The sequence below is a fragment of the Oceanihabitans sp. 2_MG-2023 genome, from assembly GCF_030547245.1.
Lineage (GTDB): Bacteria > Bacteroidota > Bacteroidia > Flavobacteriales > Flavobacteriaceae > Oceanihabitans.
Genome location: NZ_JAUOQT010000002.1, coordinates 57,086 through 74,862, shown reverse-complemented (window position 1 = coordinate 74,862; position 17,777 = coordinate 57,086). Strand labels below are relative to the sequence as shown.

The 17,777-nt window shown below is 31.3% G+C and carries 17 protein-coding genes; 9 read left to right on the top strand and 8 right to left on the bottom strand.

Annotated elements, in window-relative coordinates:
• Positions 1-16: 16 nt before the first annotated feature.
• Positions 17-898: a GTPase Era gene (era, locus tag Q4512_RS04280; RefSeq protein WP_303421944.1), complete on the top strand. Its 882-nt coding sequence runs from the start codon at positions 17-19 to the stop codon at positions 896-898.
• Here the strand turns inward: era and Q4512_RS04275 are convergent.
• Complete coding sequence (locus Q4512_RS04275) at positions 895-1,416, bottom strand: GTP-binding protein (protein ID WP_303421942.1); 522 nt, start codon at positions 1,414-1,416, stop codon at positions 895-897. The genes era and Q4512_RS04275 overlap by 4 nt on opposite strands.
• Positions 1,417-1,516: 100 nt before the next feature.
• Here Q4512_RS04275 and der point away from each other — a divergent pair, with 100 nt between their 5' ends.
• Both der and Q4512_RS04265 read left to right on the top strand, forming a co-directional pair.
• Positions 1,517-2,830 (top strand): ribosome biogenesis GTPase Der, encoded by a 1,314-nt coding sequence (gene der, locus Q4512_RS04270; protein ID WP_303421940.1) that lies wholly within the window; start codon positions 1,517-1,519, stop codon positions 2,828-2,830.
• Positions 2,831-2,965: 135 nt separating this feature from the next.
• Positions 2,966-3,550 (top strand): OmpA family protein, encoded by a 585-nt coding sequence (locus Q4512_RS04265; protein WP_303421938.1) that lies wholly within the window; start codon positions 2,966-2,968, stop codon positions 3,548-3,550.
• A 49-nt stretch (positions 3,551-3,599) separates the two neighbouring features.
• On the opposite strand, the gene Q4512_RS04260 is transcribed toward Q4512_RS04265, so the two are convergent.
• The 5 genes from Q4512_RS04260 to Q4512_RS04240 are packed head-to-tail and all read right to left on the bottom strand — an operon-like array spanning position 3,600 to position 6,812.
• Positions 3,600-4,448, bottom strand: coding sequence for a YgcG family protein (locus tag Q4512_RS04260; protein ID WP_303421936.1), 849 nt, complete (start codon positions 4,446-4,448; stop codon positions 3,600-3,602).
• A 6-nt stretch (positions 4,449-4,454) separates the two neighbouring features.
• Positions 4,455-4,895 (bottom strand): TPM domain-containing protein, encoded by a 441-nt coding sequence (locus tag Q4512_RS04255; protein WP_303421935.1) that lies wholly within the window; start codon positions 4,893-4,895, stop codon positions 4,455-4,457.
• Between the two features lie 5 nt (positions 4,896-4,900).
• Entirely contained in the window at positions 4,901-5,500 is a 600-nt protein-coding gene (locus tag Q4512_RS04250; RefSeq protein WP_303421933.1) for a LemA family protein, read from the bottom strand.
• A gap of 11 nt (positions 5,501-5,511) precedes the next feature.
• Positions 5,512-5,841: a MerR family transcriptional regulator gene (locus Q4512_RS04245; protein ID WP_303421931.1), complete on the bottom strand. Its 330-nt coding sequence runs from the start codon at positions 5,839-5,841 to the stop codon at positions 5,512-5,514.
• On the bottom strand, positions 5,841-6,812 hold the full coding sequence (locus Q4512_RS04240; RefSeq protein WP_303421929.1) for a M23 family metallopeptidase: 972 nt from the start codon (positions 6,810-6,812) through the stop codon (positions 5,841-5,843). Before Q4512_RS04240 ends, Q4512_RS04245 begins: the two co-directional genes overlap by 1 nt.
• A 132-nt stretch (positions 6,813-6,944) precedes the next feature.
• On the opposite strand from Q4512_RS04240, the gene alaS reads away from it, so the two are divergent.
• The 6 genes from alaS (at position 6,945) to Q4512_RS04210 (ending at position 14,657) form a co-directional block, all read left to right on the top strand.
• Positions 6,945-9,560: an alanine--tRNA ligase gene (gene alaS / locus Q4512_RS04235; protein WP_303421927.1), complete on the top strand. Its 2,616-nt coding sequence runs from the start codon at positions 6,945-6,947 to the stop codon at positions 9,558-9,560.
• A 33-nt stretch (positions 9,561-9,593) separates the two neighbouring features.
• Entirely contained in the window at positions 9,594-10,544 is a 951-nt protein-coding gene (locus Q4512_RS04230) for a GSCFA domain-containing protein (protein ID WP_303421925.1), read from the top strand.
• An 80-nt stretch (positions 10,545-10,624) separates the two neighbouring features.
• The gene (locus tag Q4512_RS04225) at positions 10,625-11,146 is read left to right on the top strand and encodes a DUF6252 family protein (RefSeq protein WP_303421923.1); all 522 of its coding nucleotides are present in this window, start codon (positions 10,625-10,627) and stop codon (positions 11,144-11,146) included.
• Positions 11,147-11,509: 363 nt separating this feature from the next.
• Entirely contained in the window at positions 11,510-13,300 is a 1,791-nt protein-coding gene (locus tag Q4512_RS04220) for a tetratricopeptide repeat-containing sensor histidine kinase (RefSeq protein WP_303421921.1), read from the top strand.
• 55 nt (positions 13,301-13,355) lie between these two features.
• A complete protein-coding gene (locus Q4512_RS04215) occupies positions 13,356-14,006 on the top strand; it encodes a response regulator transcription factor (RefSeq protein WP_303421920.1) in 651 nt (216 codons plus the stop codon).
• 36 nt (positions 14,007-14,042) lie between these two features.
• A complete protein-coding gene (locus Q4512_RS04210) occupies positions 14,043-14,657 on the top strand; it encodes a DUF4230 domain-containing protein (protein ID WP_303421918.1) in 615 nt (204 codons plus the stop codon).
• A gap of 49 nt (positions 14,658-14,706) precedes the next feature.
• Here Q4512_RS04210 and Q4512_RS04205 read toward each other — a convergent pair whose 3' ends face one another.
• Both Q4512_RS04205 and Q4512_RS04200 read right to left on the bottom strand, forming a co-directional pair.
• Positions 14,707-16,044, bottom strand: a complete 1,338-nt coding sequence (locus tag Q4512_RS04205) for an aryl-sulfate sulfotransferase (protein WP_303421916.1) — start codon at positions 16,042-16,044, stop codon at positions 14,707-14,709.
• Between the two features lie 111 nt (positions 16,045-16,155).
• The gene (locus Q4512_RS04200) at positions 16,156-17,703 is read right to left on the bottom strand and encodes a T9SS type A sorting domain-containing protein (RefSeq protein WP_303421914.1); all 1,548 of its coding nucleotides are present in this window, start codon (positions 17,701-17,703) and stop codon (positions 16,156-16,158) included.
• Between the last annotated feature and the right edge of the window lie 74 nt (positions 17,704-17,777).

Below are 17,777 nucleotides of genomic sequence, written 5' to 3'. Positions count from 1 at the left end.
ATTAAAAAGAAATAAAATGAAACATAAAGCAGGTTTTGTAAATATTATTGGAAATCCAAACGTGGGTAAATCTACGTTAATGAATGCCTTTGTAGGTGAGAAATTATCTATTATTACTTCTAAAGCGCAAACAACACGCCATAGAATTCTAGGTATTGTTAATGGTGATGATTTTCAAGTAGTTTTATCTGATACTCCAGGGATTATTAAACCAGCTTATGAGTTACAAGCTTCTATGATGGATTTTGTAAAATCTGCTTTCGAAGATGCAGATGTGTTGATCTACATGGTTGAAATTGGAGAAAAAGAACTTAAAGACGAAGCTTTTTTTAAAAAAATCACTAATTCTAAAATACCAGTTTTATTACTTCTTAATAAAATTGATAAATCCGATCAGGCACAATTAGAAGAACAAGTACAAACGTGGCAAGCAAATGTTCCTAATGCAGAGATTTTTCCAATTTCCGCTTTAGAAGGTTTCAACGTAAAAGAAGTTTTTAATAGAATTATTGATTTAATCCCAGAATCTCCAGCCTTTTATCCAAAAGATCAACTTACAGATAAACCAGAACGTTTTTTTATAAATGAAAACATTAGAGAGAAAATCTTGATGCATTATAAAAAAGAAATTCCGTATGCTGTTGAGGTAGATACCGAAGAGTTTTTTGAAGAAGAAAAAATCATTCGTATACGTTCTGTAATAATGGTAGAAAGAGAAACGCAAAAGGGAATTATAATTGGCCATAAAGGAACTGCTTTAAAACGAGTAGGTGTAGAAGCTAGAAAAGATTTAGAAAAATTCTTTGGCAAGCAAATTCACTTAGAACTTTATGTCAAGGTAAACAAAAACTGGAGAAGCAATCAAAGGCAACTAAAGCGTTTTGGATATAATAATTAATTAGTTTCGGCATGTATGCCTTTACTTCTTAGTGTATCTCGCATAAAAGTATGAAGTTCATACATTTGTGCTGTTCCTGTTTTTTTTCCAATTCTTCCGCCAAAATATAGCGCAAACCAAACAATAATCATAAACAAAGTTACTGCTAATTGTAGGGAATAATTGGTTTCTAAGGACCAGTTGGTGTAAGCCCAAACACCAAACCCAAAAAATAATCCTATAACTATAAAGTGAAAAAACATAAACATAGTCCAAACAGTAGGGTTTGGTCCAAATAAACCATAAATAGTACTGTTGGTATTGTTTTCATTTTTATTTATTTCTAAATGTAATTGTGGAGACCAAAAGTGTTGTTTTGCTTTTGGTATTTTAATAAATACATGATCATCTATCCTAGAAACTATAAAATCTTTTTGTGTTTTTTTAGTAGTTTCAAAATGGTTTAATAGTGATTCGTTATCTAGTTTTACATCAAATTTAAAACGAGGTCTTAGTACTATTTCGTTGCTTAATGACATTTTACAAATTTTTAATGTTTCAATGTACAGTTTTTTCTGTAACTAAACACTACCTTTGCAGGCGCTTACAGGATATGTAATGCAGATAAAATAAAAAATTATGAGTAATATAGTAGCTATTGTAGGAAGACCAAATGTTGGAAAGTCAACATTTTTTAACCGTTTAATTCAACGTAGAGAAGCCATTGTAGATGCAGTAAGTGGTGTAACAAGAGATAGACATTACGGGAAAAGTGATTGGAACGGAAAAGAATTTTCGTTAATCGATACAGGAGGATATGTAAAGGGAAGTGATGATATTTTTGAAACAGAAATAGATAAGCAAGTTGAATTAGCTATCTCTGAAGCAGATGCCATTATCTTTATGGTAGATGTAGAATCAGGAGTAACAGGAATGGATGAAGATGTTGCTAAATTACTTCGTAAAGTAACCAAACCAGTTTTTTTAGTAGTAAATAAAGTCGATAATGGTAAACGTGCAGAAGATGCTGTAGAGTTTTATTCATTAGGTTTAGGGGAATATTATACTGTTGCAAGTATTAATGGTAGTGGTACAGGAGATTTATTAGATGCTCTTGTTGAAGCTTTACCAGAAGTAGAAGAAACACAAGATGAAGTAGACGAACTACCTCGTTTTGCTGTAGTTGGTCGTCCAAATGCTGGGAAATCGTCCTTTATTAATGCATTAATAGGAGAAGATAGATACATTGTTACCGATATTGCAGGGACAACTAGAGATTCTATTGATACGAAATACAATCGTTTCGGATTCGAATTTAATCTAGTAGATACTGCTGGAATTCGTAAAAAATCTAAAGTTAAAGAAGATTTAGAGTTTTATTCTGTAATGCGAAGTGTTAGAGCCATTGAGCACTGTGATGTTTGTCTTGTTGTCTTAGATGCTACTCGTGGTTTTGACGGTCAAGTACAAAATATTTTTTGGTTAGCAGAACGTAATAGAAAAGGTATTGTTATTCTAGTTAATAAATGGGATTTAGTAGAAGATAAAGGAAATAACACTATTAAAGAGTTTGAACGCGCTATAAGAAAGCAGATGGAGCCTTTTACAGATGTACCAATTGTATTTATTTCGGTATTAAACAAGCAACGTATTTTTAAAGCTATAGAAACGGCAGTAGAGGTCTATCAAAACCGAAGCAAGCGTATTAAAACTAGTGAGCTTAATGAAGTAATGTTGCCAATTATAGAAAACTATCCTCCTCCAGCACTTAAGGCGAAATTTGTAAAGATTAAATACATCATGCAGTTGCCAACTCCGCAACCACAGTTTGCTTTTTTCTGTAATTTACCTCAATACGTGAAAGAACCTTATAAACGGTTTTTAGAAAATAAATTACGTGAGAAGTTTGATTTTCATGGGGTTCCTGTTAGTGTTTATATGCGAAAGAAATAACAAAATATAAATTATTAAAGAATAGGCATAATATAAAAGAAAAATCTTCTATGTTATGTCTTTTTTGTTTTTAAAGTTTCACTAAAAAATAAACAGTTCTTTTTTTTAGTAACTTACATTTTTCAATTATTCTTTATGTATAAAATTATTACATTTTTTCTCTTTATCTATTCCATTAATTGTTGGTCTCAAAATAATGGACTTCCAGTAAATCCACAGTTAGGAAAATGTTATGTGAAATGTCATGCAGAGGATATTTTAGATTGGAAAATAATTTCATGTGATTTATTATTAAAAGACAATAAGTTACCAATTAGTATTACTTCAAAAACAGAAGTGATTTCTAATAGAGATAAAAAAATAATAGATAAAAAAATTGTAAAACTTATCAAGAAAGAATTTGTGGTCTTAATTGAGGTTCATCATGATTCTCATGAAAATGAAGGTGTAAATATGAAAGCTTCAAATAAAAAAGCACAAATAATTTTAGAATATTTAGATGGGCTTGATATACCAAAAGAAATGGTTTGGGTTAATTATTTTGGCAATACTAAAGCCAAAAATAAATGTTTAAATAAAACATTTGATTGTGATAAACTTTATCAAGAGAATAGTAAAATTACATATAAAGTTGTTTCGGCAGGCAAGCCAAAAGAAGGGATGTTGTATAAATATGACGATAAAGAAGAAATATATTATTGGTCAGGTTCTAAGAAATAATTTTTTTTCTGAACTTATAACAGTCTTAGTCCGAAGTTTTAACACAGGGCTACCATCCTCCAGAAGCGCCTCCACCTCCAAAGCCGCCACCTCCGAAGCCACCACCAAAGCCACCTCCAGAACTTCCGCCACCAAAGCCACCGCCAAAACCACCAGAACCGCTTCTATACCCTCCACGACCAGAGTTGCTTAATATGATTGCTTCTAAAATACCTCGAGTGGTATTACTACCTCCTCCAAAATGATCAGTGCCATTACCGCCTCTAGGTCTATTTTTAGAAATAGAAATTAAAACAATAATAAAGATGATAAAAAGGAGTATAAAAAAACCAATCGGGAATTCCCCAGAACTAGACTGTCTTGAACCTTGATATTCGCCAGTTAAAATTTCAAAAATAGCATCGGCGCCTCTATTTAAACCACCGTAGTAATCGTTTTGTTTAAAATAAGGAATAATATCCCTTTCAATAATTCGTTTAGACATCGCATCTGTTAATAAATGCTCAACACCATAACCAGTTGCAATGGCAATCTTTCTATCATCTCTAGCTAGTAAAATAAAAACACCGTTATCTTTTTCTTTGCTACCACCAATACCCCATTTATGAGCCCATTGTGTGGCTAAATACATGATGTTTTCACCTTTGGTTGTTGGTATGATTCCAACTACTATTTGTGTCGATGTAGTGTCTGAATATTTAATTAATTTATTTTCTAAAGCAGTTTTTTCGTTAGAGGAAAGCATGCTAATGTAATCGTAAACACTAGTTTGAAATTCTGGTGTTTCAGGTATATCATATTGTGCAGCAATGTTTCCAAAAGAGAATAATGCAAAGCATAAAGCAAGAAAACTATATTTTCTATGTGTAAACTGAAAAAAACGAACTAAATACTTCATGTTTTTTTAACCTTTCGAAATTTCGTTAGAGAGCTCATTCGAATCTAAATTAGCGATAGGGAAATGTTTTTTTAATTGTTCCCCTGCATGTAAAATACCATCTACTAGTCCTTGCTTAAAGTTCCCAGATTTAAAATGATTAGCAATGGTTGTTTTGGTATGGTTCCAAAAGTCTGCTCCTACCAAATCATGAATGCCTTTATCTCCATAAATAGCAAATGCTTTGTTTTGTACAGCAACATAAATTAAAACCCCATTTTGTAATCTAGTATTATGCATTTTTAAAATAGAAAACACTTCTAAAGCACGATTTTCTATGTCGCCTTTAAAAGTGTTTTCAATATGTACACGTATTTCTCCAGAGGTGTTTTTTTCGGCTAAACGAATAGCTTCAACAACTTCTTGCTCTTCTATGGTGCTTAAAAAGTCTTCTACTTTGTTAGACATGATTTTTAGTTAAAATCTACTTCTGGTGCATTTTCACTACCTGGAGCAGATTTAAATAATCCTAGTCCTTGTTTGTTTATAAATCCAGCAACTAGATTTGTAGGGAATTTTTGAATAAAAATATTATAAGCTCCTGCAAGTTCATTAAATCTATTGCGCTCTACATTGATTCTATTTTCTGTTCCTTCTAACTGACTCTGTAATTCTAAAAAGCTCTGGTCTGCTTTTAATTCTGGGTAGCGTTCTACAGAAACTAAAAGTCTTGATAAAGCACCACTTAATCCTTGTTGTGCTTGTTGAAATTTAGCCATGTTTTCAGGGGTTAACGCACTTTCATCTAAATTAATAGTTGGTTTAGTAGCTTCCGCTCTAGCTTTTATTACAGCTTCTAAGGTTTCTTTCTCATGATCTGCATATCCTTTTACTGTAGATACTAGATTAGGAATTAAATCTGCTCTACGTTGGTAAGAGCTTTCTACATTTGCCCATTGCGCTAAAGCAAGACCTTCTTTTTCAATAATTTCATTATTAATTCCAACTCCCCATTTAAATATTGCAAAAGCAATTAAGCCTAATATTATTAACGGAATAAGTACTTTTTTCATAATTGTTCGTTTTAAAGTTGTTCTTTTATTTTAGTTAATTGATTTTTAATTCCTTCTAATTTACTGATTATATCGAAATTAGTTAGTGTTTTTTGTTTTTCTTCTTTTAAGTGTGTTTTGGCACCTTCAAGAGTAAATCCTCTTTCTTTTACTAAATGATATATAAGTTTTAGATTGTTTATGTCTTCTGGAGTAAATTTTCTGTTGCCTTTGGCATTTTTTTTTGGCTTTAAAACATCAAATTCTTTTTCCCAGAAACGAATTAATGAGGTGTTTACACCAAAAGCCTTGGCAACTTCGCCAATACCATAATATCGTTTTTCGGGTAGTTCTATAAACATTAATCTAGAGATTGATTTTCCAAACTTGCATGTTTTAATAACTCATTAAACTCTTCGGCAGTTAAACTGCCATAGTAAAAGTTTATAGGGTTTATGCGTTGTTCGTCTTTAAAAACTTCGTAGTGTAAATGCGGTGCTTCACTTCTTCCTGTACTGCCTACAAAACCAATTAAATCTCCACGTTTTACTTTTTGATTTTTTCTAACATTGTATTTGTACATGTGTGCATATAAGGAAACATATCCATAGCCATGATCAATTCTTATATGCTTTCCATAACCTGCTGCATTGCTGTCGGCACGTTCTACAACACCATCTCCTGCAGCATAAATAGGTGTTCCTCTTGGAGCTGTAAAATCCATCCCCCAATGCATTTTTCGAGCTTTGGTAAAAGGATCTGTTCGCATACCATATCCAGAAGCCATACGTGTTAAGTCTTCATTTCTTACAGGTTGAATGGCAGGAATTGCAGCTAGAAGTTTTTCTTTTTCTGTAGCAAGAATTGCTATTTCGTCTAGAGATTTAGATTGTACAACAATTCGCTTTTGCAATCTATCAATACGTTTGTTACTTTCTATAATTAGTTTAGAATTGTCATAACCTTCAAAGCTTTTGTATCTATTGATTCCTCCAAAACCTGCTTTGCGTTGTTCTTCAGGGATTGGGTTTGCTTCAAAATAATGTCTATAAATATTATTATCTCTATCTTCTACGTTTGCTAAAACAGCTTCTGCTTCATCAAATTTTTTATTTAGTAAATCAAAATTTAATTTTAAATTCTGTAATTCTCTATTTAAAGCTTTTTCTTTAGGAGATTCAAAGTAATTACTAGCAATAAAAAGGAAAAACAAACCAAACAAAGCTGCTGCACTAAAAAAAACAGTTATGTACTTAAAAGTACGTCGTTTTTTACGCTCAATCTTTCTATATGAAAGCGTTTCAGAATCATAATAATATTTTACCTTACTCATTATATAATTTATACTATTTTTGCATGAAATATAAATAGAGATTCTATTTAATATTTATTAGCTAACGACCAAAGATAAAAATTGTTTTGTAATTAAGACAATTTAACAACATCAAAGATTATTAAAAAACAAATGAAGTCTCAAGATATTCGCTCAAAATTTTTAAGTTTTTTTGAAGAAAAAAAGCATAGCATCGTACCATCTGCACCAATGGTTTTAAAAGATGACCCAACATTAATGTTTGTAAATTCTGGAATGGCTCCTTTTAAAGAGTACTTTTTAGGTAATGGCGAGCCAAAAAATACTAGACTTACAGATAGTCAAAAGTGTCTACGTGTTTCTGGTAAACATAATGATTTGGAGGAGGTTGGTTATGATACCTATCACCATACTTTGTTTGAAATGTTAGGTAACTGGTCTTTTGGTGATTATTTTAAAAAGGAAGCAATAGCTTGGGCTTGGGAGCTTTTGGTTGATGTATATAAAATTGATAAGGATATTTTGTATGTAACTGTTTTTGAAGGAAGCGAAGATGCAGATAAACTTGAAATGGATACAGAAGCATATGATATTTGGAAGCAATATATCTCTGAAGATCGTATTTTAAAAGGTAACAAAAAAGATAATTTTTGGGAAATGGGAGAGCAAGGGCCTTGTGGACCTTGTAGTGAAATTCATGTAGATATCCGTTCAGCTGAAGAAAAAGCTAAAGTTGATGGTAAGTCTTTAGTAAATATGGACCATCCACAAGTTGTCGAAATCTGGAATCTAGTATTTATGCAATACAACCGAAAAGCTAACGGTTCGCTTGAAAATTTACCAAACAAGCATATTGATACCGGCATGGGGTTCGAACGTCTTTGTATGGTGTTACAAAATGTGCAATCTAACTACGATACCGATGTTTTTACACCTATAATTCGTGAAATTGAAACCATTACCGATAAAAATTACGGTAAAGACGAAAAAACAGATATCGCTATTCGTGTAATATCCGATCATGTTCGTGCAGTAGCATTTTCTATTGCAGACGGACAATTACCAAGTAATACTGGAGCTGGATATGTTATTCGTAGAATTTTACGTCGTGCGGTACGTTACGGATTTACTTTCCTAGATAAAAAAGAACCTTTTATTTATAGACTAGTAGATGTATTAAGTAAAAAAATGGGAACCGCTTTTCCAGAACTTAAAGCGCAAAAACAATTGATTGAAAATGTGATTAAAGAGGAAGAAGCTTCGTTTTTAAGAACATTAGATCAAGGTTTGGCTATTTTAGATCGTATTGTTGATAATGCTACAGATAAACAAGTTTCTGGTTCAAAGGTTTTTGAACTTAAAGATACTTATGGTTTTCCTGAAGATTTAACCGATTTGATTTTACGTGAAAAAGGGTTTTCGTATAACAAAGGAGAATTCAATAAACGATTAAAAGAACAACAAGGTAGAGGTCGTGAGGCTTCGGAATTGAAATCTGACGATTGGACCGTTTTAATAGAGGATGAAGATCAAGAGTTTATTGGCTATGACCAATTAAATGCAAAGGTTAAAATTACAAAATACCGTAAAGTCGTTTCTAAAAAGGATGGCGAATTATACCAATTAGTATTTAACTTAACCCCTTTTTATGCAGAAGGTGGAGGACAAGTTGGAGATAAAGGTTATATAGAATCTAGCAAAGGAAATGTATTTTATATTGTAGATACCAAGAAAGAAAACAATATAATAATTCATATAACTAAAGAGTTACCAAGTGATGTGTATCAAACTTTTGAAGCTACTGTAGATGCTAAACAACGCTATAGAACCGAGTGTAACCATACAGCAACACACTTATTGCATCAAGCATTACGCGAAGTTTTAGGAGAGCATGTAGAACAAAAAGGTTCTGCTGTACACTCTAAATATTTACGTTTTGATTTTTCACATTTCTCTAAGCTAACAGTAGATGAATTGAGAGATGTAGAAAATTTTGTAAATGCTAGAATTGATGGAAAATTAGCATTACAAGAAAATAGAAACGTGTCTATGGAAAAAGCACTTGAAGAAGGTGCCATGGCGCTCTTTGGTGAAAAATATGGAGATGCTGTTCGTACGATTCGTTTTGGGCAATCTATTGAACTTTGTGGAGGTACTCATGTTAAGAATACAGGAGATATTTGGCATTTTAAAATTACTTCAGAAGGGGCAGTAGCTTCGGGTATTAGAAGAATTGAAGCGATAACTAATGATGCGGTTAAAGATTTTTATTTTGAAAATAACAGAGCGTATTTTGAAATGAAAGATTTATTAAACAATGCAAAAGAACCGGTAAAAGCATTACAAAACTTGCAAACCGAAAATACCGATTTAAAAAAGCAAATTGAAAGCTTACTAAAAGAAAAAGCTAAAAATGTTATTGGTGATTTAAAAAAGGAATTGTCTGAAGTTAATGGGATTCAGTTTTTAGCTAAAAAACTAGATTTAGATGCTGCAGGAATTAAAGATGTATGTTTTAATTTAGGACAAAATCAAACCAATTTATTTTTGTTATTTGCAACCGAACAAAATGGAAAAGCACTGCTTTCATGCTATATTTCTAAAGAGTTAGTGGCCAAAAAAGACTTAAATGCAGGAACTGTAGTTAGAGAACTAGGTAAGCATATTCAAGGAGGTGGTGGAGGACAACCTTTCTTTGCTACTGCTGGAGGGAAAAACCCAGGAGGAATAGCGATAGCGCTTAGTGAAGCAAAAAAATATATAGAATAATATGGAAATTCTGCTATTGATGCAGAATCTATTATGAAACTTCAAACACAAATACCACTAAAGCAAGAGAAAGATAATCTAATAGATTATAACGCTAACCTCTTGCTTTTGGGTTCGTGTTTTTCAGAAAACATAGGAGATAAGTTTGGCTACTTTAAGTTTCAATCTGCGGTAAATCCTTTCGGGATTCTATTCCATCCAAAAGCTATTGCATCTTTAGTTGTTAATGCAATTCAGGGAAAAGTCTATTCCGACGAAGATGTTTTTTTTCATAACGAGCAATGGCATTGTTACGACGCACACTCTAAATTAAGTAATGTGTCTAAAGAAGTTTTGTTAGAAAATTTAAATACACAGATTGAAAGAACAAAAGAACAAATAAACAAAGCAACTCATATTATTATTACTTTGGGAACAGCATGGGTGTACAGGCATCTTAAAAATCTAAGTATTGTCGCTAATTGTCACAAAGTGCCTCAAAAAGAGTTTCAAAAAGAATTACTTACTGTTCCAGAAATTGTAGCTTCTCTTGAAAATATGATTGGTAAAATAAAAAGCGTAAATAGTAAAGTTTCAGTTGTTTTTACGGTTTCTCCGGTTAGACATGTTAAAGATGGTTTTATTCAAAACACCCAAAGTAAGGCGCATTTAATCACTGCAATTCATAATTTGGTGGAAGCCGAAAATCAAATACAATATTTTCCGTCTTACGAAATCATGCTAGACGAACTTAGAGATTATCGTTTTTATAAAGAGGACATGATACATCCTAATAATGTAGCAGTAGATTATATTTGGAATGCGTTTCAGCAAGTCTGGATTTCTTCTGAAACATCAAAAACAATGCAAGAAGTTGCTGTTATTCAAAAGGGGATTCAGCATAAACCATTCCACGCTAATTCGAATGCACATCAGCAATTTTTAAAACAATTAAAAGAAAAGCAAAAAATACTTCATTCTAAGTTTTCGCATATCGTATTCTAAATATACGTAATTCATCGTATTGTTTACACATTCCTTTTGTTGCAATTTTGTCTTATTAATAATCAATAAAATAAGCAACAATGAGAAAATTAAAACAAATTATGCTATTTGTAATGGCAGTGTCACTAGTAACATTAACTTCATGTTCCAACGATGATAATGGAGGAAGCAGTGGAGGAGGAAGTGGAGATGAATATTTAACAGCTAAAGTTGGTGGTTCAAATTTTTCTGCTGCTCAAGATCCATCGGTTATTGTAGGAGCGCAATCTACTAATGGTGTTTTAGCTGTTCAAGGAGGGGATAATAGCGGGAACACAATCTCCATTACTTTACCAAATTATAATGGAGTTGGTACGTATGTAACTGGCGATAGCCTTACTAACCAAAACGGAATTCAGTATTTAGAGATTTCACCAGCTTTAAATTCATGGGCTTCTAATTTTGCAACCGCAGCTTTAGGAACTTTAGATTCTGGTACTATTGAAATAACTTCTGATGATGGAACAACTGTTGAAGGAACTTTTTCTTTTGAAGGTTATAATGCAGATGCAATGACTACTAAAATGATTACAGAAGGAACTTTTAGAGCTAATTTTGATTAAGTTTTATAATAATATTTAAAGCGCTATTTAGTCGTTAAATACGCCTGTGTAATTGTTTAATTACATAGAGGGATCTTAAAAATAAATAGTATCGTTGTTAAGATTTCTAGGTGAAGCGTTATAATTTAATTTATTACGCTTCATCTTTTTTATAATCGTTTTGTCGAAAAAAATAGAATAGTTTAACAAATTACATTACATTTAACTTGCTATTAATCAATTATCTATAAAAGCATCGATCACAATCTTAATTAGTTAAGTTATTGTAGTTGATGCTTTTTTTTATAACTACTATTATAATTTTCATTTTATTATTCTGTGAATTCAAAAAGATATTTTTTTACATTTATTGTTTTGTTTTTTTTGCATAATGCAATCTCTCAAAATAACTATTTAGATAGTTTAACTATTTCTATTGCTAAATATTCCAAAGAAAATCAAATACGGGAGATATTACAAATACCATATGATAAGGCTGTTGGTAATATTGCTGTTTTTGAAAAATTAGCAGATAAGGCTATATTTTTATCTAAGGAAATAAACGACAGTCTACTATTAGCAGCATCTATTGAACAAAAAATATTAGCATTGCATTTTACTTCAAAAAATGAAGAAGCGCTTCAGTTGTCTTTACAGTCTATTAGAATCTATGAAAAATTTAATAAGCAAATTAAAATAGGCGATTTATATAGTGATTTGGGTTGGAAATTAAAATACAGAGATTTAAAAAAAGCGTTTGCTTATATGCAGAAAGGCATTAAAATTAGGGAGAAGTATAACGATAACCTTGATCGACTTTATAGTGCTTATGATAATTATGGTGTGTTGCATGGTTTAAAAAAACAATGGGATAGCGCACTGTATTATCATGAGAAATCATTAAAATTTAGAAAGCATATTAAAGATAGTGTAAGCATTCCTTTTGGTTACTCACATATAGCAAATGTATATTTAAATACAGAGAAGTTTAGCCTTGCCGAAAAGTATTTAGACAGCTCTTTACAGATTAGAGAGCAAAGAAATGATGTGTATGGTATTACAGATTCTAAACTATATTTTGGAGACTTATTTTTTGCGAAAAAAGAATTTAATAAAGCCGCTTTTCATTTTGATCAAGCTTTCCAATTATCTAATACATACAAGTATTTTCCCTTACAAAAATATGCTGCAGAGTATTTGTATAAAAGTTATGATTCTTTGAAAAACTATAAAGAAGCCTTGAAGTATAACCTAATCTTTAACAAATTAAAAGATAGTGTTTCTAATGTGAATACTAATAGTAAAATAGCCGAATTAGAAATTGAATATGAGACAGAAAGAAAAGAAAAAGAGATTTTAACACAAAGAGCAAATATAGCAGAACAAAGCTTGACAATACAGCAAAGAAATTATCAAATTTTCTTGCTAATAGCAGTAACAGTAATTCTTGGGTTTTTAGGTTATTTATTTTATAACCAACAAAAATTAAAAAACCAACAACTTAAAAAAGAGAACGACCTTAAAGAAGCATTAGCAAAAATTGAAACGCAAAATAGACTGCAAGAACAACGTTTACGAATTTCAAGAGATTTGCACGATAATATTGGCGCACAACTTACTTTTATTATTTCTTCTTTAGATAACTTAAAATATGGATTCCATCTACCAGATAAATTAGACAAAAAATTAAGCAGCATAAGCACTTTCACTACTTCTACTATTTACGAGCTTAGAGATACTATTTGGGCTATGAATAAGAGTGAAATTACCTATGATGATTTGCAATCTAGAATTTCTAATTTTATAGATAAAGCCAATTTGATTTCTGAAAAAATATCCTTCTCTTTTAATGCCGAAGAAAATACACAAAAAGATTTAAAACTAACTTCTGTCGAAGGCATGAATATTTATAGAATCATTCAAGAAGCAGTTAATAATGCCCTTAAATACGCATATGCATCTAAAATTGAAGTGTATATCAATAGTACAAATAAGCAGCAACTTACAATTTCTATTTTAGATAATGGGAAAGGCTTTGATTTAAAAAAGGTAGATTTAGGTAACGGAATAAACAATATGAAAAAAAGAGCCAATGATATTCATGCAACATTGCATTTCGAATCGATACCTAATAAAGGAACTGTTATTAAATTAACAAAAGAGTTAAATACGTAATTCATCGTATTTCAAGTAAAGCAAGAAACACATACATTAGTAGAAATATCTTTTTATGAATATTAAAATTGCCATAGCAGACGATAATACTTTTCTTATACATACTGTAAAAGAAAAATTGTCTTTTTTTGACGATCTAAGTTTTAAATTTTCTGGGCTTAATGGATCTGATTTGTTAGTTAAATTAGAAGAAAATCACAATATAGACCTTATTCTAATGGATATTGATATGCCTATCCTTAATGGTATTGAAACCACCGAAATTGTAAAACAAAAGTATCCGCATATTAAAATTATTATGCTTACTGTTTTTGATAATGACGAAAATATTTTTAATTCTATTAAAGCGGGAGCAGATGGCTATTTACTAAAAGAAATAAATCCTAAAGATTTACATAAAGGTATTCTCGAAACGATAAACGGAGGAGCAGCAATGAACCCTTCTATTGCTTTAAAAACTCTGAAACTACTTAGAAATCCAATAGAAATTAATAACAAAACCGAACAAGAAGAAATAAAACTTACAGAAAGAGAAATTGATGTTCTTGAGCAATTAAGTAAAGGATTGAGTTATAATTCTATTGGTAGTAACTTAATTATTTCAACAGGAACTGTTAGAAAGCATATTGAAAATATTTATAGAAAACTGCAAGTGCATAATAAGTTAGAAGCTGTTCAAAAAGCAAAAAAGAATAATCTTATTTAATTCATTTTTTTTATACCTTTCCCTAAAATAGGAAAGATGCGTAAAATCCTTTTAGGTGCCATTATTACCTTGGTAATACTCTTTGCATTCAAACAATGTAATACTAAAAAAGAAGACAAAATTGTACTTCAAGAAAGCTCTATGTTAATACAAGAGCAAATTAAAAACGTTGGTAAACTTGTTGTTACCGAAGGTCACTTTAGCGAAGTTTTTAATTATAAAAATTCTAAAGAAATTTTCGGGCAATATTTTACTTCCAATAAAAAAGCACTAGTTGTGGTAAATGCCGATGTAACTATTGCTTACGATTTAAGTAAAATTGAATTTAAAATAGATTCTGAAAACAAAATACTTACCATTGTTAGTATTCCAAAAGAAGAAATTAAAGTCAACCCAGATTTTGAATATTATGATGTGCAAGCAGATTTCTTAAATCCATTTGAAGCCAATGATTATAATGAGATAAAAGAAATCGTAAAGCAATCTTTAATGAAAAAAGTGGAAGCATCCGATTTAAAAACCAATGCCAAAAACAGACTCATTAGCGAATTGTCTAAATTCTATATCTTAACGAACTCTTTAGGTTGGACGCTAAAATCTAATGAAAACTTTATTGGATCTCAAACGGATTTTCAAAATCTAAAATTATAAATCTAAGTTATAATTATCGAAACTGATTTTAGATAGTTATTAATTTAAATTATTCAATTGCAATCGGTAAAGGAGCTAAGTCTTTTCCATCAAAAGCAGGGTGGTTTTTCTCGTATTTATTAACTTTAAAAATAGAAGAGTTAGTTTCTATTGGGTTTTGATATTGCCATACAATAGTTCCCAATTGGTTAATCTCATATAGCGTTCCTGCTCTACCATTTGTAATTAAAGTGTTTCCATTAGGTAATCTTTTTGCTCCAGAAAGTCGCGAAGAGTATATAATGTCATTTTCATAAGACCAATTATAGGTTTCTGGTAGGTTTATGCTATTGGGTAATAATTCGTAGGTTCCGTTTGGTAATTGTGGAATTAGAATTTCATCAATTGAAGATTTATTCGAGTATTTATTGTTATTAAACACCAGGAAGTTACCTCCGTTATTTGTAGTGTTTCCAAGCCAAGTTACATCATGCTGACCAAATAAGCGTTGGTCTTCAGGAGTTCCCATATTATAAGCTATCGGGTTTCCCCATCGATATAATAAATCGCCTCCTTTATTGCTGTTGCCTCCTAGGTGGGATGCCGCTTCTGCTGTAGATGTGCTATGATCAATAATCCAAAATTCATTAAAGTTTCTTGAACTTACTACAATTTGATCAAATGCTTCAATATATGCAATGGAATTTAGGTGATTAAAATTTGCATCGCCACTAGAAAAATTAATATTAATCAATTCTGGATGATTAGAAACCACTCCGAAGTTTTCTTTTGTAGCATCATAATCTTGAATTAAATGATCCCAAACAGACCATTGCCAAACAATTTCTGCTTGGTTATTTGCTAGCGGATTTATCTCTATAATCTTGCAAGGCCAAACTTTGTTGTCAAAAAGTAAATTTGGATTTCGTCCTTTTTGAATGGCTTCATTTGCAGATTTATATTCCCAAACGATAGCAAGTATATTACCGTTAGGTAACAAGCTTAAATCGTGATGTAATACATAATTAGATGTGTTGTACTCCCAAAACCATATTTGATCTCCTTCAAAGTTTAATATTTCTATTGCTCCAGTTAATCCAGATTCAAATTCGGTATTAGTTTGTCTTAATGCTCTAATTAAATTACCCTCGTCTGTTAAATATGAAACTAAAGCCGAAGTGTTAGATTCCCATTTGTTAACCACAAAACCTTCATTGTTGATAAGAAAAGTATTGTTTGACCCTAAAGGGGATAGTAAGGTGTAAGCATCGTAAATGTCATTCTCATAAATAATTGTGTTTTCACTTAAATCTATTGATGTAGATGTTGTAAAATCATCATCTCCTTTGCAATTAAAAAAAAATAATACACTAAGTGATAATAAAAGCTTTAACAAGTTCTTTTCCATAATTACGATGGTAGCTATTTAAAAAAGTATAATTCTGAAAAATACATAAGAAGAAACTTAATGTGCAAATCAGAATTATACATATATACTTTTGAAATGTTTACTGGTTGTTTACTTTACAATCATTTTAAAAGTTTTGATTTTGTTTTCTATGTTTACTTTAGCGAAATAAACACCTGTGCTAATAGGATTTAGGTTAACTTCGTGCTTTTTTGTAGACAACTTAGAGTATAATACCTCTTGACCTAAACTATTAAATAGTATAAAATCAGACATGTTTGTAGTTGCCTGTAAAGTCAAAATATTTGTATCATAATTAATAAAGTGTTTAAAAGTATTCTGATCAATTTCTTCTATACCTAATGTTTCAGAAACAGTTAAATTGAAAAACATTAAAAGGTTAGCCGATGCAGTTGTCGTTGCGCGAAGTGCTACATAGTATGTGCCATTTGTTGGAGGTGTATATGTTGCAGAAGCTATATAAGCTTGAGAAATTAAATCATTTCCAGTTACGTCTCCAAAAACTCCTGACTGCGTAATTCCCATATAGGTTCCTAGTAAAGATTGATACGTTGCAGTAGAAGATTGCTCATTAGTAACATACAATTCAAAACTTTCGTTAGAAGCAGAGTTTAAGTCAAATGCATTATACATTGCGTCTATTCCGTACGAACTATTAATTGATAGATCCATTTTTTTAGAAAAAATCCAATCATCTTTTGTTGTTTCAGTTGCGCTTTGTGGAAAGACAACCATAAAACTATCATTCGTGCCATCTCCATTTAAATCATTTATGTCCGTGTTATATGACCATACAGGACTAATCATATCTACATCTTCAGTTTCCCAGCAATCTAATATAGTTCCATCTGTAAAACTCTCAGAATATGGAAACATTGCAGAATCCGAACAATCTCTCGCAGATCTAAAGCCAACTGGGCCAACCCAATCACTATCTCCATCAAAACCACCGCAATTAGTACGTATATAAAACTCGTAATTTGTATTAGCAGTCAATCCGGTAAACATATAATTTGGTGTTGTGATGTTTGAAGCGAGAACTCCAGTTCCTTGAGAAAAACCAACTGCTCCCCATTCTATTTCCCATGTTGGAGTACCTGTATTTGTATCAGACCAACCTAAATCAAATGTAGTAGGAGTAGAATTAGCAGTAGCTACAAAAGTCGAAGGAGCAATACATACAGCTATAGACTCCGTTAAAGTAAACTCAAAACCAAAAGAACTCCATCTATTATCCCAAACGATATAATAGGTAGTATTTGCAGTAGTATTAAAGGTAACTTCAGATAAATAATTACCGCCTGGGTAATCTACATCGTCGCTTCCTGAAATACATACCAACGCGCCACAAGTGCCTTCATAAATATGAACTCTAGTATCCCCGTTTAAGTTCGCTGGCAAAATATTGGAAGATACTGTTGCCGATCCAGAGGTTGTAGGGGTATAGGTATACCATTCAGCAGCAGCGCCAGTAGTTGAGCCTCCTGAGCAAATAACAGTTGTGCCTTCAGTTCCGTTTATATTTTGTACAGTGTATGTTCCGGCAGTAATAATTGATGCTCCGGCACAAGTGTCTTGAGCATTCACAAAAAAGGAAAAGGTTAAGAAACAAAAAAGTATTAAAGTAATTTTTTTCATAATATAAAATTTATTGATTAAGCATTACAATATAATATATTATTTAATTTTATCCAGTAACTAGTGTAATTTAG

What these genes read in the sequence shown, in the direction of transcription:
- era (WP_303421944.1), top strand. Translation starts at nt 17, where the DNA reads ATGAAACATAAAGCAGGTTTTGTAAATATTATTGGAAATCCAAACGTG.
- Q4512_RS04275 (WP_303421942.1), bottom strand. Translation starts at nt 1,416, where the DNA reads ATGTCATTAAGCAACGAAATAGTACTAAGACCTCGTTTTAAATTTGAT.
- der (WP_303421940.1), top strand. Translation starts at nt 1,517, where the DNA reads ATGAGTAATATAGTAGCTATTGTAGGAAGACCAAATGTTGGAAAGTCA.
- Q4512_RS04265 (WP_303421938.1), top strand. Translation starts at nt 2,966, where the DNA reads ATGTATAAAATTATTACATTTTTTCTCTTTATCTATTCCATTAATTGT.
- Q4512_RS04260 (WP_303421936.1), bottom strand. Translation starts at nt 4,448, where the DNA reads ATGAAGTATTTAGTTCGTTTTTTTCAGTTTACACATAGAAAATATAGT.
- Q4512_RS04255 (WP_303421935.1), bottom strand. Translation starts at nt 4,895, where the DNA reads ATGTCTAACAAAGTAGAAGACTTTTTAAGCACCATAGAAGAGCAAGAA.
- Q4512_RS04250 (WP_303421933.1), bottom strand. Translation starts at nt 5,500, where the DNA reads ATGAAAAAAGTACTTATTCCGTTAATAATATTAGGCTTAATTGCTTTT.
- Q4512_RS04245 (WP_303421931.1), bottom strand. Translation starts at nt 5,841, where the DNA reads ATGTTTATAGAACTACCCGAAAAACGATATTATGGTATTGGCGAAGTT.
- Q4512_RS04240 (WP_303421929.1), bottom strand. Translation starts at nt 6,812, where the DNA reads ATGAGTAAGGTAAAATATTATTATGATTCTGAAACGCTTTCATATAGA.
- alaS (WP_303421927.1), top strand. Translation starts at nt 6,945, where the DNA reads ATGAAGTCTCAAGATATTCGCTCAAAATTTTTAAGTTTTTTTGAAGAA.
- Q4512_RS04230 (WP_303421925.1), top strand. Translation starts at nt 9,594, where the DNA reads ATGAAACTTCAAACACAAATACCACTAAAGCAAGAGAAAGATAATCTA.
- Q4512_RS04225 (WP_303421923.1), top strand. Translation starts at nt 10,625, where the DNA reads ATGAGAAAATTAAAACAAATTATGCTATTTGTAATGGCAGTGTCACTA.
- Q4512_RS04215 (WP_303421920.1), top strand. Translation starts at nt 13,356, where the DNA reads ATGAATATTAAAATTGCCATAGCAGACGATAATACTTTTCTTATACAT.
- Q4512_RS04210 (WP_303421918.1), top strand. Translation starts at nt 14,043, where the DNA reads ATGCGTAAAATCCTTTTAGGTGCCATTATTACCTTGGTAATACTCTTT.
- Q4512_RS04205 (WP_303421916.1), bottom strand. Translation starts at nt 16,044, where the DNA reads ATGGAAAAGAACTTGTTAAAGCTTTTATTATCACTTAGTGTATTATTT.
- Q4512_RS04200 (WP_303421914.1), bottom strand. Translation starts at nt 17,703, where the DNA reads ATGAAAAAAATTACTTTAATACTTTTTTGTTTCTTAACCTTTTCCTTT.